Genomic DNA, 14,553 nt, shown 5'->3' with positions numbered 1-14,553 from the left:
CCGCTTCGTTCAGGCATCCCGCCACCCCGAAGAAGAAGCGACCTGCGGGAAAGCTGGCCTAGAGGCGCTTTGCGCCACCCGTAGAGGCCGTCGCCAATTGCACTCACGACGAGTAGAAGTCATCTTGCAGACGGTCGTGTGATGCGGAAGAGGTGTCGTAGGGCTCACCTACAGTGGCAGCGTGTTCGTCTCCGGCGACAGCGTCATCTACAGCGCCTCGGATCTCGCAGCGGCTGCCCGCTGTGAGTACGCCCTGCTGCGTGCGTTCGACGCGAAGCTGGGACGCGGGCCCTCCGTCGCCGTCGAAGACGAATTACTCGCCCGCACCGCCGAGCTCGGCGACCAACACGAGCAGCGCCACCTCGATGAGCTCCGCGAGTCGAACCGGGACAACATCGCGATCATCGGCCGGCCGCCCTACACCGTCGACGGGCTGACCGCCGCGGCCGAGGCCACCATGCGCACCGTCGAACGCCGTGCCCCGGTGATCTATCAGGCCGCGATGTTCGACGGCCGGTTCGCCGGCTTCGCCGACTTCCTGGTGTTGGACTCCGACGAGTACGTGCTGCGCGACACCAAGCTCGCGCGCTCGGTCAAGGTCGAGGCGCTGCTGCAGCTCGCCGCCTACGCCGACGCGCTGACCCGTGCGGGCGTACCGGTGGCCTCCGAGGTCGAGTTGGTGCTCGGCGACGGCGCCACCGCCCGATACCGCGTCGACGAACTGCTTCCGGTGTACCTAGCCAGGCGCACCGCCCTGCAGAAGCTGCTCGACGACCACCTCGCCTCCGGTACCGCGGTCGCATGGGAGGACGAGGATGTGCGGGCGTGTTTTCGGTGCCCGGAGTGCGAAATTCAGGTCCGCGCCACCGACGACCTGTTGCTCGTGGCGGGAATGCGGGTCAGCCAGCGATCCCGTCTTATCGACGCGGGCATCACCACCGTCGCCGAACTCGCCGCTCATACCGGGACCGTGCCCGAACTGTCGGCGCGCACCGTGGCGGCGTTGACGGAGCAGGCGCGGCTGCAGATCGCACCGCGGATCGACGGTAAGCCGCCGTATCAGGTCGTCGATGCGCAACCGTTGATGGTGCTGCCGGACGCCAACAAGGGAGACCTGTTCTTCGACTTCGAGGGTGACCCGCTGTGGACCGTCGACGGCGGGGAGTGGGGTCTGGAGTACCTGTGGGGCGTGCTCACGGTCAACGACGAGTTCCACCCGTTCTGGGCACACGACCGGGCCAGCGAACGCCAGGCGCTGATCGACTTTCTCGCGATGGTGCGCAAGCGGCTCAAGCGATACCCCGGAATGCACATCTACCACTACGCGGCGTACGAGAAGAGCACGTTGCTCCGGCTGGCCGGCAGGTACGGCGTCGGCGAGAACGACATCGACGATCTGCTGCGTAACGGCATCCTCGTCGACTTGTACCCGTTGGTGCGCAAGAGCATTCGGGTCGGCACCGAGAACTACAGCATCAAATCGCTGGAACCGCTGTACATGGGTAACGAGCTGCGCAGCGGCGAGGTCACCACGGCGGCCGATTCCATCACGCAGTACGCGCGCTACTGCGCGCTGCGCGACGAGGGGCGGGTCGACGAAGCTGCGGGTGTGCTCAAACAGATCGAGGACTACAACGTCTACGACTGCAGGTCGACGCGCCGCCTGCGCGACTGGTTGATGGCGCGCGCAATCGAATCCGGTGTCCCTCCGCGCGGTCCGCAGCCGGTTCGCAACGAGGAAGTCATCGAACTGGGCGACGACCTCGAACGCAAGCTGCTGAAGTTCGCTGGTGACGGTGTAGAGCCGCGCACCGCCGAACAGACCGCCGTGGCAATGGTGGCCGCCGCCAGGGGTTTTCACCGTAGGGAGGACAAGCCGTTCTGGTGGGCTCACTTCGACCGCGTCAACAATCCCATCGAAGAGTGGGCGGACAACAGCGACGTGTTCATCGCCGAGAACGCGATCATCGTCAACGACTGGCATCAGCCGCCCAAGGCGCGTAAGCCACAACGGCACGTGCGGCTGATCGGCGGCGTCGCGAACGGCGAACTGTGCCAAGAGATGTACGCGTTGTACGACCCGCCCGCACCCGCAGGCCTTGCCGACGATCCCGACCGCCGCGGCTACGGAACGGTGCAAGTCGTCGGATGTGACAACCCCGAGGCGCCTACCGAGGCGCTGATCATCGAACGACAACCCAAGGGCGGCGACGTCTTCGATCAGTTGCCGTTCGCGCTGACACCGGGTCCGCCGTTCAACACCAAACCTCTGCAGGAGTCCATCGAACAAACTGCGCTCGCGGTGGCCGCGGGCCTTCCAAACTTGCCAGTCGACGGCGTCACCGACATCCTGTTGCGACGCCCCCCGCGCACGAAGAGCGGCGGCGAACTGCCCCGCAGCGGCGTGATCGCCGACGACATGACCGCCGCGCTGCTGGATCTCGATTCGTCTTACCTCGCGGTGCACGGGCCGCCGGGCACCGGGAAGACATATACCTCGGCGAGGGTGCTCGCGCGGTTGGTCAACGAGCACGCGTGGCGCGTCGGCGTGGTGGCGCAGTCGCATGCGGTGGTCGAGAACCTGTTCCGTGACGTACTGACCGCGGGCGTCGACGGTAACCAGGTCGCAAAGAAGTTCAACACCGTGAACTCGGGCTGGACCGACCTGGAGAATTCCGAGTTCGCCGGCTACATCGCCGACCACGCCGATCGGAAAGTGGGCTGCGTCGTCGGTGGTACGGCGTGGGACTTCGCCAACGCCAACAAGATTCCGCGACGGTCGCTCGATCTGCTGGTCGTAGAGGAGGCTGGCCAGTACAACCTCGCCAACACCATCGCGGTCGCGCCGTCGGCGCACAACCTGTTGTTGCTCGGCGACCCGCAGCAGCTGCCGCAGGTCAGCCAGGGCACCCATCCCGAACCCGTCGACGCGTCGGCCCTGGGCTGGCTGATCGACGGAAATCACACGCTGCCAGCCGAATTCGGCTACTTCCTCGATCGGTCCTTCCGCATGCACCCGGCCGTGTGCGCGGCGGTGTCCCGGCTGTCCTACGACGGCAGGCTGCAGTCGTTCGACGAGGTGACGGCGGCGCGCAGCCTTGCCGGACACCCGCCCGGGGTGCGCGTACTCACCGTCGAGCACACCGGGAACTCCACCGACAGCCCCGAGGAAGCCGACGCGATCGTCGCCGAGATCCGCGATCTGCTCGGCACCGCCTGGACCGACGAAAAAGGCACGGTGGGGCTGACGCAGGAACATGTGCTGGTCGTCACGCCTTACAACGCGCAGGTCGTGACCCTTCGCAGGCGGCTCGACAGCGCGGGGCTGACGGATGTCGAGGTCGGCACCGTCGACAAGTTCCAGGGCAGACAGGCGCCGGTGGTGTTCATCTCGATGACGGCCTCGTCGGCCGACGACGTCCCTCGCGGAATCGCATTCCTGCTCAACCGGAATCGTCTCAACGTCGCGGTGAGCCGCGCGAAGTACCTCAGCGTCATCGTGCAGTCGCCGCTGCTGACCGAATACCTGCCCGGCTCCCCCGATCGGCTTGTCGAGCTGGGGGCGTACCTGTCGCTCACCCCGTGTGATAAACCCACGGGGTGAGCTTGACCGAGCGGCTGGCCGACATCGTCGGGCCCGGCTATGTCAGCGCCGACGCCGACGTGCTCGCCAGCCGCAGCGTGGACCACACAGGGCGCTACCGCGGGCGGGCGGGTGTGCTGGTGCGGCCCGGCTCCGCCGATGAGGTCGCGGCGGTGCTGCGCGAGTGTCGCGATGCGGGCCAATACGTCACCGTTCAGGGCGGCCGAACCTCACTGGTGGCCGGGACGGTGCCCGAACACGATGACGTGTTGTTGTCCACCGAGCGGCTGCGTGACATCGACGACGTCGACGTCGTGGAGCGGCGGATCCGAGTGGGCGCGGGCGTCACGCTCGCCGAGGTGCAGCGGGCGGCGTCCGCGGCCGGGCTGGTGTTCGGTGTCGACTTGGCCGCCCGCGATTCGGCCACCGTCGGCGGCATGGCGTCGACGAACGCCGGCGGACTGCGCACGGTTCGCTACGGCAACATGGGCGAACAGGTCATCGGCCTGGACGTGGCGCTGCCCGACGGCAGCGTCGTGCGCCGCCACAGTCAGGTCCGAATGGACAACACCGGATACGACCTGGCCTCACTGTTCATCGGCGCCGAGGGCACGCTCGGCGTCATCACCAGCCTGGACCTGAGGCTGCATCCCGCGCCGAAGAGCCGCATCACGGCGATATGCGGGTTCGCCGACCTGGACTCGCTCATCGCCGCCGGTCGCGGCTTCCGCGAGATGGACGGCATCGCGGCGCTGGAGTTGATCGACGCCCGCGCCAGCGTCCTGACCGCTGAGCACGCGGGGGTGTCGGCACCCGTCGACGGCGCGTGGCAGCTGTTGATCGAACTGGCCGGCGACACCGACCAGACCGAACGGCTCGCCGAGGCGCTCGAGGAGGCTCAGCTGGTCGGTGAGCCCGCGGTCGGCGTCGACGCGGCCGCTCAGCAGCGGCTCTGGCAGGTGCGCGAGGCCATCGCCGAAGTGCTCGGCGTGTACGGGCCACCGCTGAAATTCGATGTCTCGCTGCCCCTTTCGTCCATCGCGGAGTTCGCGACCCAAGCCGTCGAGCTGGTTGCCGAGCACGCCCCGGACGCCATCCCGGTGTTGTTCGGCCATATCGGCGAGGGGAATCTGCATCTCAACCTGGTGCGCTGCGTACTGGACCCCGACCGTGAACACGCCCTGTATTCGGCGATGATGGCGCTCATCGCACGGCTGGGCGGCAACGTCAGCTCCGAACACGGCGTCGGCACCCGCAAGCGGGATTACGTGGGCATGTCGCGCACCGAATCCGACATCGCCGCGATGCGGGCGGTGAAGGCGGCGTTCGATCCGACCGGCTACCTCAACCCCGCGGTGCTGTTCGGCTAGTCCCGGCCCCTCGCGAGCAGACGCAAACACCCCCAAAATGCGTCGTGTTTGGGGGATTTCGCGTCTGCTCGCGGAGAGAAATCTAGTCGTCGGGATCGTCGCGGTAACGCCGACCGCTGGACGATCTGTGGTGCCGCGAGTGGCGGCCAACGGGCGGGGTATCGTCCTCGACCCGCGGCAGTGGCTGGAATCGCTGTTCCTTGTCGACGTGGAATCCGTTGTGCGCGAAACCGATCGGCTCGGCGGAAACCACCCGAGACTCGGCCCGCAGGAAGTCCAGGATGCTCCCCTGCTGTCGCCAGCGCGGCGCATCGAGGTCGGGCCCGTCACGCCACGCGTCGTAGGGCTCATGCGGGACACGGGATTCCACCGGCTCGGTATCGGATTCTGGCACGGAATCCGCCACCATCGATTCGTCGCCATCCCACACCACCGTGTACTCCACGTAGTCGTCTTCGTCGGGCGCGAATCCGTCGTCGGGATCGACCGGGTAGCCGTCGTTTTCGGAGTCGAGCAGGGTGGATCGCGGATCGCCGAAGCCGAGGAAGAACAGCGCCGCGCCGACGCCGACCAATGCGATGAACGCCGGCAGCAACAGCGTCTGCGACATCGCGGCGGAAAACGGCCCCTGCAGGAATGGGGGCAACACCATCGCCATGTCGTCGCCGCCTGACAACTCCGCAGCCATCGGCGGCAACTCGTCGCCGATGCGCCACGTCATGAACGCCGCCACGCCCGCACTGCCGAGCACCGAGCCGACCTGGCGGGTGGTGTTGTAGACGCCCGAACCCGCGCCCGCCAGGTGCGGCGGCAGATTGCGGGTGGCGGTCGCCGCGAGCGGTGACCAGATGAACGCCATGCCGACGCCGGTGACCGTCAAGGGCAACACGATTCGCCAGATCGGGGTGGTCGGCGTCATCTCGAAGGACAGCCATGTCATCGAGATCGCGACCAGCGAGAAACCGAAGCCGATCACGGGCCGGGGATGCGACCTGTCGACAATCCGCCCGACCAACGGTGCGAGCACACCCGATGCGATCGCCATCGGGGCAACCACCAACGCCGAACGCGTCGGCGAAAGACCGCACACCTGCTGCGCGTAGAACATGACCGGCACGATCATCGCGGTCACGACGAAACCGATTGTCGCGACACCGATATTGGACAGCGAGAAGTCGCGGTCGCCGAAGATGCGCAGCGGGACGAGAGCGTCGGTGGGATTGGCGTACTGCCAGAACAGGAATGCGGCCATGAAGCCGATGCCGCCGGCGATCGTGCCCCACACCCACGGCGCCCAGTCATGCGACTGCCCCTCCTGCAGGGCGAACACGATCATGAACAAGCCGATCCCGGACAGCGTCATACCGAGCAGGTCGAAACGCTGCATCTGCGACTCCAGATTGGGAATCAGCCGCAGCGCCAGGACCACACCGACGATGCCGACCGGCACGTTGACGAAAAAGATCCATTGCCACCCGAGCCCGTCGACCAACACACCGCCGGCCAATGGACCGACCAGGGTCGCCACGCCCGCGGTCGCGCCCCACAGACTCATCGCCACCCCGCGGCGCTCGGCTGGGAAGATGCGGGTGATCGTCGACAGCGTCTGTGGCGTGAGCAGCGCCGCCCCGAGGCCCTGCGCGACGCGGGCGACGATCAGCATGCCGATGGTGTCGGCCAGCCCGCACCACAGCGACGCGATGGTGAAAAGCGTCAGGCCCAGCAGATAAAGGTTCTTCGGTCCGAACCGGTCGCCGAGCCGGCCCGCCACGAGCAGCGGCACCGCGTAGGCCAACAGGTAGGCGCTCGTCACCCAGATGACCGAGTCGTAGCTGGCGCCGAGCGCGGTCATGATCGACGGATTGGCGACCGAGACGATGGTGGCGTCGACCAGAATCATGAAGAAGCCGACCAGCATCGCCCACAAGGCGTGCCACGGATTCGCCGTAGCGCACCGCATCCCGGAGTCGCGGTCGTCGTGCCGGGGAGTCAGGGTCTGATCCATCACATCGACTAATTACTCAACGTCCAGCCGACGCTACGGACGGCGGCTGATCCCGACAAGTCAGGAAAACCGCCAGAGTTACTGTCAGGCCGGCTCAGGGACGGCGTCGCCGATGACGCCGTCTTGTGCTCTGTTCTCAGGGCCGGAGGCCGGCTGGCCCCCCAAGCGCAGCGTAAGCGACAGAGCGACCAACGCAATCACCATACCGACCGTCATCACCACCGCGAGAGCAAGCTCGTCGTTGCCGAGCACACCCACGAGAGGCGCGATCGCCGCGCCCAGGCCGAACTGGGCCGCGCCGAGCACCGCCGCCGCGGTGCCTGCCGCGTCGGGATGCCGGGCCAGCGCCACCGCCGGGGCGTTGGGAATGACCAAGCCCATCGCGGCGAGGATCGCCCACACGGGGAGCACGAAGCCGAACAGTCCACCGGTGTGCGTCACCGCCAGGCCGACGAAGACGACGCCGGCGGCCGACGCCGCGGCCAACGCCCACAGCGCGATGCGCTGCGGTGGGAACCTGCGCAACAGCACGACGTTGAACTGCGTCGCCCCGATCAACGCGAAGGCCCCCGCGCCGAACACGAGCGCGAAGACCTGTTGATCCAGTCCGTACCGGCCTTGCAGTACGAAGGCTGCGCCCGAGATATAGGCGAACAGGCCCGACATGCCGAGCGCGGCGACCAGGGCCAGCACGACGAAGCGAACGTCACGCAGCACCTCGACATAGGTGGTCCCGATGCTGCGCACATGCAGCGGCCGACGGTGGGACTCCGGCAGCGTCTCCGGCAATGCCAGCGCGGCCACCAACAGCAGCGCCCCCGCCATGACCACCAGCACCGCGAACACCCAATGCCACGACGCCTTCAGCAGCACCACGGCACCGAGCGACGGCGCGATCACCGGTGCGGCGCCGAGCACCAGCATGATCCTCGAGATGACCGTGGCTGCGGCCGACTCGGCGAAGAGGTCGCCGACGACGGCGAACGCCACCACCATCGCTGCGGCGGCACCAACCCCCTGCAGCGTGCGTGCCACCCCGAGCACGGCCACGTTCGGCGCGAACAGGCACAGCAGCGACGCCAGCATGTGCAGCACGATTCCGGCCATCAGCGGACGGCGACGGCCCAGCGAGTCCGACAGGGGCCCGACGATGAGCTGCCCGAGCGCGAGACCGGCCAGCGTGCCGGTGAGCGTCAGCTGCGCGACCGACGACGACACCCCGAGGTCCTCGCCGATCTTGGGTAGCGCGGGCAGATACATGTCGATGGTCAACGGGCCCAGCGCAACCATCAGCCCCAGGACGATGACCATCCGGACGCGGCTCGGCGACTTCGCCGCTACGCCGGCGGCTTCAGTAGCCGTTGCATCCACAGAGGTTGATGTTGCCATGAAAATGGTTAGCGTCGCTTCTCAATATTTTCTTCCCGATGTCGCGCACAGTGAGCGCGATCACGTCCGGGCACCTGTAGCCGGTCGTCGTGCGTTCACATAGGGCTAGCCTGAAAGGCCAGCCGTAAGGACAGGGAGGCCGCCATGAGTGCCCGGTCAAGCGCCAAGAACCTGCCCGCAACCGTGGACGAAAGTCCGAGTGCTGCGGCGAAGGTGCTCTCGGCGATCATCGAACGCAGCGCACGCGTTCAGGCGCCAGCGGTCAGGGCCTACGTCGACCGCCTCCGCCAGCAGAGCCCCGGTGCGACGCCGGCGGAAATCGTCGCCAAACTCGAGAAGCACTACATCGCGGCGGTGATGGCCAGCGGCGCGGCCGTCGGCTCCGCGGCGGCCTTCCCGGGGATCGGGACGCTGGCCGCCATGTCGGCCGTCGCCGGCGAGACCGTCGTCTTCCTTGAGGCGACGTCGCTTTACGTGCTGTCCGTCGCGGAGGTGTTCGCGATACCCGCCGATCATCGGGAGCGCCGACGCGCCCTGGTGTTGGCGGTACTGGTCGGTGAGGACAGCAAGCACGCGGTTGCCGACCTGTTGGGGCCGGGCCGCACCAGCGGCTCCTGGATCGCCGACGGCGCGGCGACGCTGCCGTTGCCTGCGGTCTCGCAACTGAACTCGCGGCTGCTGAAGTACTTCCTCAAGCGCTACACGCTCAAGCGTGGGGCGATCGCGTTCGGGAAGTTGCTGCCGGTCGGCATCGGGGCCGTCGTCGGCGGTGTGGGTAACCGGTTGATGGGCAAGCGCATCGTGTCCAACGCCCGCAAGGCGTTCGGCACCCCGCCGTCGCGTTGGCCGGCGACTATTCACGTCCTGCCGCCGCCGCGGGACTAGCAGCAATCGGGGGTGCGTAGGACCACAACGACCATAAGGGCGTTGTCATGGTGTGGGTGTTGCAGGAGGGATAGCCTTTAGGCGGCAGATAGCGGGTACCCGATGACTGCAGCAGAGTATGGGCGGCGAACGCCTGGCGCGTTCGCATGAGTCGAAGGAATCGAGGCGAGTAGCTACCGTGAGCTCACCTTCACCATTCGGACAGAACGAGTGGTTGGTCGAGGAGATGTATCGCAAGTTCCGCGAGGATCCCTCGTCGGTAGATCCGAGTTGGCATGAATTTCTTGTCGACTACTCCCCCGAGCCGACCACCGACAGTCAGACCAGCAACGGACAGCGCACGGCCGCGCCGGTAGCGCCCCCCGAATCCGCACCTGAGCCCGCGCCCGCACCCCCGCCGAGAGCGGCCGAGAGCAAGAGCGCCCCCGTCAAGGAGAAGCCGGCCGAATCCGCGCCTGCGAAGCCGAAGGCGGCCCCGGCGCCGGCCCCGCCGGACGGCGCTGAGACTCAGATTCTGCGCGGAGCCGCGGCCGCGGTCGTCAAGAACATGTCGGCCTCGCTGGAGGTGCCGACCGCGACCAGCGTGCGGGCCATCCCCGCCAAGCTGATGATCGACAACCGGATCGTCATCAACAACCACCTCAAGCGCACGCGCGGCGGCAAGGTCTCCTTCACGCACCTCATCGGTTACGCGGTCGTGCAGGCGGTCAAGCAGTTCCCGAACATGAACCGCTACTTCGCCGAAGTGGACGGCAAGCCCACCGCGATCACCCCTGAACACATCAACCTCGGTCTCGCGATCGACTTGCAGGGTAAGGACGGCAACCGCCAGCTCGTCGTCGCCGGCATCAAGAACTGCGAGAACATGCGCTTCGGCCAGTTCCTCGCCGGTTACGAGGACATCGTGCGACGCGCCCGTGACGGCAAGCTGACCGCCGAAGACTTCAGCGGCGTGACCATTTCGCTGACCAACCCCGGCACCATCGGCACGGTGCACTCGGTGCCGCGGCTGATGCGTGGCCAGGGCGCGATCATCGGTGTCGGCGCGATGGAGTACCCGGCCGAGTTCCAGGGCGCGAGCGAGGAACGCATCGCCGAACTCGGCGTCGGCAAGCTGGTGACCTTCACGTCGACGTACGACCACCGCATCATCCAGGGCGCGGAGTCCGGCGACTTCCTGCGCACGGTGCACGAACTGCTGCTGTCCGACGACTTCTTCGACGAGATCTTCCGCGAACTGGGCATCCCCTACGAGCCGGTGCGATGGCGGACGGACAACCCCGACTCGATCGAAGACAAGAACGGCCGCGTTCTCGAGCTGATCGCGGCGTACCGCAACCGCGGCCACCTGATGGCCGACATCGATCCGCTGCGGCTGGACCAGACCCGGTTCCGCAGCCACCCCGACCTCGACGTGAACAGCCACGGTCTGACGCTGTGGGATCTGGACCGCGAGTTCAAGGTCAACGGCTTCGCCGGTGCGGAGCGCAAGAAGCTGCGCGACGTGCTCGGGTTGCTGCGCGACGCGTACTGCCGTCATGTCGGTGTCGAGTACACCCACATCCTCGAGCCCGATCAGCAGAAGTGGCTGCAGGAGCGCATCGAGGTAAAGCACGAGAAGCCGACTGTCGCCGAGCAGAAGTACATTCTGTCGAAGCTGAACGCCGCCGAGGCGTTCGAGACCTTCCTGCAGACGAAATATGTTGGCCAGAAACGGTTCTCGCTTGAGGGTGCCGAAACCGTGATCCCGATGATGGACGCGGCGATCGACCAGGCGGCCGAACACGGGCTCGACGAGGTCGTGATCGGCATGCCCCACCGCGGCCGGCTCAACGTGCTCGCGAACATCGTCGGCAAGCCGTACTCGCAGATCTTCAGCGAGTTCGAGGGCAACCTCAACCCGTCGCAGGCCCACGGTTCGGGTGACGTGAAGTACCACCTCGGTGCGAGCGGCAACTACATCCAGATGTTCGGCGACAACGACATTGCGGTGTCGCTGGTCGCCAATCCGTCGCACCTCGAGGCCGTCGACCCGGTGCTCGAGGGGCTCGTGCGCGCCAAGCAGGACCTGCTCGACGTCGGAGAAGAAGTCGACGGTTCCAAGAAATTCTCGATCGTGCCGATGATGCTGCACGGCGACGCCGCCTTCGCGGGACAGGGTGTGGTGGCCGAGACGCTGAACCTGGCGCTGCTGCGGGGGTACCGCACCGGCGGGACGATCCACATCGTCGTCAACAACCAGATCGGGTTCACCACGTCGCCGGGCGACTCGCGTTCGTCGGAGTACTGCACCGACGTCGCAAAGATGGTGGGCGCACCCATCTTCCACGTCAACGGCGACGACCCGGAGGCGTGTGTCTGGGTTGCGCGCCTGGCGATGGACTTCCGGCAGAAGTTCAAGAAGGACGTCGTCATCGACATGCTGTGCTACCGCAGGCGCGGGCACAATGAGGGCGACGACCCGTCGATGACGCAGCCGTACATGTACGACGTGATCGACACCAAGCGCGGTTCGCGAAAGACGTACACCGAAGCGCTGATCGGCCGCGGCGACATCTCGATGAAAGAAGCCGAGGACGCGCTGCGCGACTACCAGGGTCAGCTGGAGCGGGTGTTCAACGAGGTTCGTGAACTCGAGAAACACGAGGTCGCACCGAGTGCATCGGTGGAGGCCGACCAGATGGTGCCCGCCGGGATGAAGACCGCAGTGGACAAGTCGCTGCTGGCCCGCATCGGCGATGCACACCTGGCATTCCCCGAGGGCTTCAACGTGCATCCGCGCGTCAAGCCGGTGCTGGAGAAACGCCGCGAGATGGCCTACGAGGGTAAGGTCGACTGGGCGTTCGCCGAGCTGCTGGCGCTGGGATCGTTTGTGGCAGAAGGCAAGACGGTCCGGTTGTCCGGGCAGGACACCCGCCGCGGCACGTTTACGCAGCGGCATTCGGTGATCATCGACCGGTCGACCGGGGAGGAGTTCACGCCGCTGCAGTTGCTGACCACGAACCCCGACGGCACCCCGACGGGTGGCAAGTTCATGGTGTACGACTCCGCGCTGTCGGAGTTCGCAGCGGTGGGCTTCGAGTACGGCTACTCGGTCGGCAACCCCGACGCACTTGTGCTGTGGGAGGCGCAGTTCGGCGACTTCGTCAACGGCGCGCAGTCGATCATCGACGAGTTCATCAGCTCCGGTGAAGCCAAGTGGGGCCAGCTGTCCGACGTCGTGCTGCTGCTGCCGCACGGCCACGAAGGGCAGGGTCCGGACCACACCTCCGGTCGCATCGAGCGGTTCCTGCTGCTGTGGGCCGAGGGGTCGATGACGATCGCGATGCCGTCGACGCCCGCGAACTACTTCCACCTGCTTCGCAGGCATGGTCTGGACGGCATCCACCGGCCATTGATCGTCTTCACGCCGAAGTCGATGCTGCGCAACAAGGCTGCCGTGAGCGATCTGCGGGAGTTCACCGAGGCGAAGTTCCGCTCGGTGCTCGAAGAGCCCACCTATACCGACGGCACGGGTGACCGCAGCAAGGTCAAGCGGCTGCTGTTGACGAGCGGCAAGATCTACTACGAGCTGGCGGCCCGTAAGAACAAGGACGAGCGCGAAGATGTGGCCATCGTTCGTATCGAGCAGCTCGCGCCGTTGCCGAAGCGGCGGCTCAACGAGACGTTGGACCAGTACCCGAATGTCGAGCAGTACTTCTGGGTTCAGGAGGAGCCGGCCAACCAGGGTGCGTGGCCGACGTTCGGGCTGACGCTCCCCGAGGTGTGCTCGGACAAGCTGTCGGGCATCAAGCGGATTTCACGGCGCGCGATGTCGGCGCCGTCGTCAGGGTCGTCGAAGGTGCACGCGGTCGAGCAGCAGGAGATCATCGACGAGGCGTTCGCGCCGTAACGGCGCGTGCTTCCAGCGACTCGCCGAGCGTCCAAATCGCCACGCCGATCAGGACGAGATCCTTCAGCAGGAATTGTCCGGGCATCCCGCTGAGCACGGGCAGTACGCCGGCGTGGGTGGCAACCACGCCCGGGGTGGTGAAGAGGAAGCTCAGCGTCCCGACGAACAGGATGACCGCGAGCGCGCTGCCCGCCGCAGACAACGTGGGCCATAGCGGTCGCAGCGCGATCAGTACCGCGGACACGATCTCCATCGTGCCCAGGGCCGCGGCGACGGCGCCGACGCTGAGGAAGTCGTAGACCCATGACATGAGCGGACTGTGTTCGATGAGCACTCGGCTTTCCATCTTCACGTACTTGCCGACCCCGATCCACGCCAGCACGACCACCAGGCCGTATCGGCAGACCAGCTGTCCGAAGCGCGCAACCGCACTCGGTGTCATCAATCTCCCTTTCGTCGGGCAATACCGGCTCCCGTCTTAGTGGCAGGAAGGTCGGTGGGCGTTACAGCGAGCGGCTCGGCATTGGGGTGCGCGTATGCGCTACCGCGGGTAACGACTAATCTGGCCGGAGCAACCGACACGAGGAGTGGTATGCAGGGCTTCGCAGGAAAGGTCGCCGTGGTGACCGGCGCCGGATCGGGCATCGGACAGGCGCTGGCGATCGAACTGGCCCGCTCCGGCGCCAGCGTGGCGATCAGCGACGTCGACACCGAGGGGCTCGCGGTCACCGAGGAGAGGCTGAAGGCCATCGGCGCGCCGGTGAAGGCCGACCGGCTCGACGTCACCGAGCGCGAGGCGTTCGAGCTGTACGCCGACTCCGTCGTCAAGCACTTCGGCAAGGTCAACCAGATCTACAACAACGCGGGCATCGCGTACGTCGGCGACGTCGAGGTCACGCCGTTCAAGGACATCGAACGAGTGATGGACGTCGACTACTGGGGCGTGGTCAACGGCACGAAGATCTTTCTGCCCCATCTGATCGCATCGGGCGACGGTCATGTCGTCAACGTGTCGAGCCTGTTCGGCATCTTCTCGGTGCCGGGCCAGGCGGCATACAACTCCGCGAAGTTCGCGGTGCGCGGTTTCACCGAGGCATTGCGTCAGGAGATGGTCGCCGCGGGCCATCCCGTGAAGGTGACCACCGTGCACCCCGGCGGCATCAAGACCGCGATCATGCGCAACTCGACGGCCGCCGAGGGCGTCGACAAGGAAGGTCTGACAAAGACTTTCGACACCAGGCTGACGATCACCACACCGGAGAAGGCCGCGCAGATCATCCTCGACGCCGTCCGCAAGAATCGGCCTCGCGTGCTGGTCGGCCCCGACGCCAAGGTGCTCGACCTCATCGTGCGCATCACCGGATCCGGCTATCAGCGGCTGTTCTCCACCGTGATGTCACGACTCGTGCCCAACGCGCACTGAGTCACT

8 protein-coding genes are annotated in these 14,553 nt (G+C 66.5%); 5 read left to right on the top strand and 3 right to left on the bottom strand.

Going from position 1 to position 14,553, the window contains the following annotated elements:
- Positions 1 to 181 precede the first annotated feature (181 nt).
- A complete protein-coding gene (locus G6N43_RS10435; protein WP_083152196.1) occupies positions 182 to 3,604 on the top strand; it encodes a TM0106 family RecB-like putative nuclease in 3,423 nt (1,140 codons plus the stop codon).
- A complete protein-coding gene (locus G6N43_RS10430) occupies positions 3,601 to 4,953 on the top strand; it encodes an FAD-binding oxidoreductase (RefSeq protein ID WP_083152199.1) in 1,353 nt (450 codons plus the stop codon). The genes G6N43_RS10435 and G6N43_RS10430 overlap by 4 nt, the downstream gene beginning before the upstream one ends.
- 82 nt (positions 4,954 to 5,035) lie before the next feature.
- Here G6N43_RS10430 and G6N43_RS10425 read toward each other — a convergent pair whose 3' ends face one another.
- Positions 5,036 to 6,958: an MFS transporter gene (locus G6N43_RS10425; RefSeq protein ID WP_083152202.1), complete on the bottom strand. Its 1,923-nt coding sequence runs from the start codon at positions 6,956 to 6,958 to the stop codon at positions 5,036 to 5,038.
- A gap of 84 nt (positions 6,959 to 7,042) precedes the next feature.
- Entirely contained in the window at positions 7,043 to 8,347 is a 1,305-nt protein-coding gene (locus tag G6N43_RS10420; protein ID WP_083152205.1) for a multidrug effflux MFS transporter, read from the bottom strand.
- A 144-nt stretch (positions 8,348 to 8,491) separates the two neighbouring features.
- Between G6N43_RS10420 and G6N43_RS10415 the strand changes: the two genes are divergently transcribed.
- Positions 8,492 to 9,232, top strand: a complete 741-nt coding sequence (locus G6N43_RS10415; RefSeq protein ID WP_083152206.1) for a hypothetical protein — start codon at positions 8,492 to 8,494, stop codon at positions 9,230 to 9,232.
- A 226-nt stretch (positions 9,233 to 9,458) separates the two neighbouring features.
- A complete protein-coding gene (locus tag G6N43_RS10410; RefSeq protein WP_234810105.1) occupies positions 9,459 to 13,124 on the top strand; it encodes a multifunctional oxoglutarate decarboxylase/oxoglutarate dehydrogenase thiamine pyrophosphate-binding subunit/dihydrolipoyllysine-residue succinyltransferase subunit in 3,666 nt (1,221 codons plus the stop codon).
- Here G6N43_RS10410 and G6N43_RS10405 read toward each other — a convergent pair.
- Entirely contained in the window at positions 13,099 to 13,566 is a 468-nt protein-coding gene (locus G6N43_RS10405; protein WP_083152211.1) for a DUF417 family protein, read from the bottom strand. The two genes, G6N43_RS10410 and G6N43_RS10405, sit on opposite strands and share 26 nt — an antisense overlap.
- A 150-nt stretch (positions 13,567 to 13,716) precedes the next feature.
- On the opposite strand from G6N43_RS10405, the gene G6N43_RS10400 reads away from it, so the two are divergent.
- Positions 13,717 to 14,547, top strand: a complete 831-nt coding sequence (locus G6N43_RS10400) for an SDR family NAD(P)-dependent oxidoreductase (RefSeq protein ID WP_083152213.1) — start codon at positions 13,717 to 13,719, stop codon at positions 14,545 to 14,547.
- The last annotated feature ends 6 nt before the right edge of the window (positions 14,548 to 14,553 follow it).

It is taken from the genome of Mycolicibacterium moriokaense, from assembly GCF_010726085.1.
Classification (GTDB): Bacteria; Actinomycetota; Actinomycetes; order Mycobacteriales; family Mycobacteriaceae; genus Mycobacterium; species Mycobacterium moriokaense.
The sequence above is the reverse complement of the archived record's forward strand: the minus strand, read 5'-3'. Positions and strand labels throughout refer to the sequence as shown.

What these genes read in the sequence shown, in the direction of transcription:
- G6N43_RS10400 (WP_083152213.1), top strand. Translation starts at nt 13,717, where the DNA reads ATGCAGGGCTTCGCAGGAAAGGTCGCCGTGGTGACCGGCGCCGGATCG.
- G6N43_RS10410 (WP_234810105.1), top strand. Translation starts at nt 9,459, where the DNA reads ATGTATCGCAAGTTCCGCGAGGATCCCTCGTCGGTAGATCCGAGTTGG.
- G6N43_RS10425 (WP_083152202.1), bottom strand. Translation starts at nt 6,958, where the DNA reads ATGGATCAGACCCTGACTCCCCGGCACGACGACCGCGACTCCGGGATG.
- G6N43_RS10415 (WP_083152206.1), top strand. Translation starts at nt 8,492, where the DNA reads ATGAGTGCCCGGTCAAGCGCCAAGAACCTGCCCGCAACCGTGGACGAA.
- G6N43_RS10405 (WP_083152211.1), bottom strand. Translation starts at nt 13,566, where the DNA reads ATGACACCGAGTGCGGTTGCGCGCTTCGGACAGCTGGTCTGCCGATAC.
- G6N43_RS10420 (WP_083152205.1), bottom strand. Translation starts at nt 8,347, where the DNA reads ATGGCAACATCAACCTCTGTGGATGCAACGGCTACTGAAGCCGCCGGC.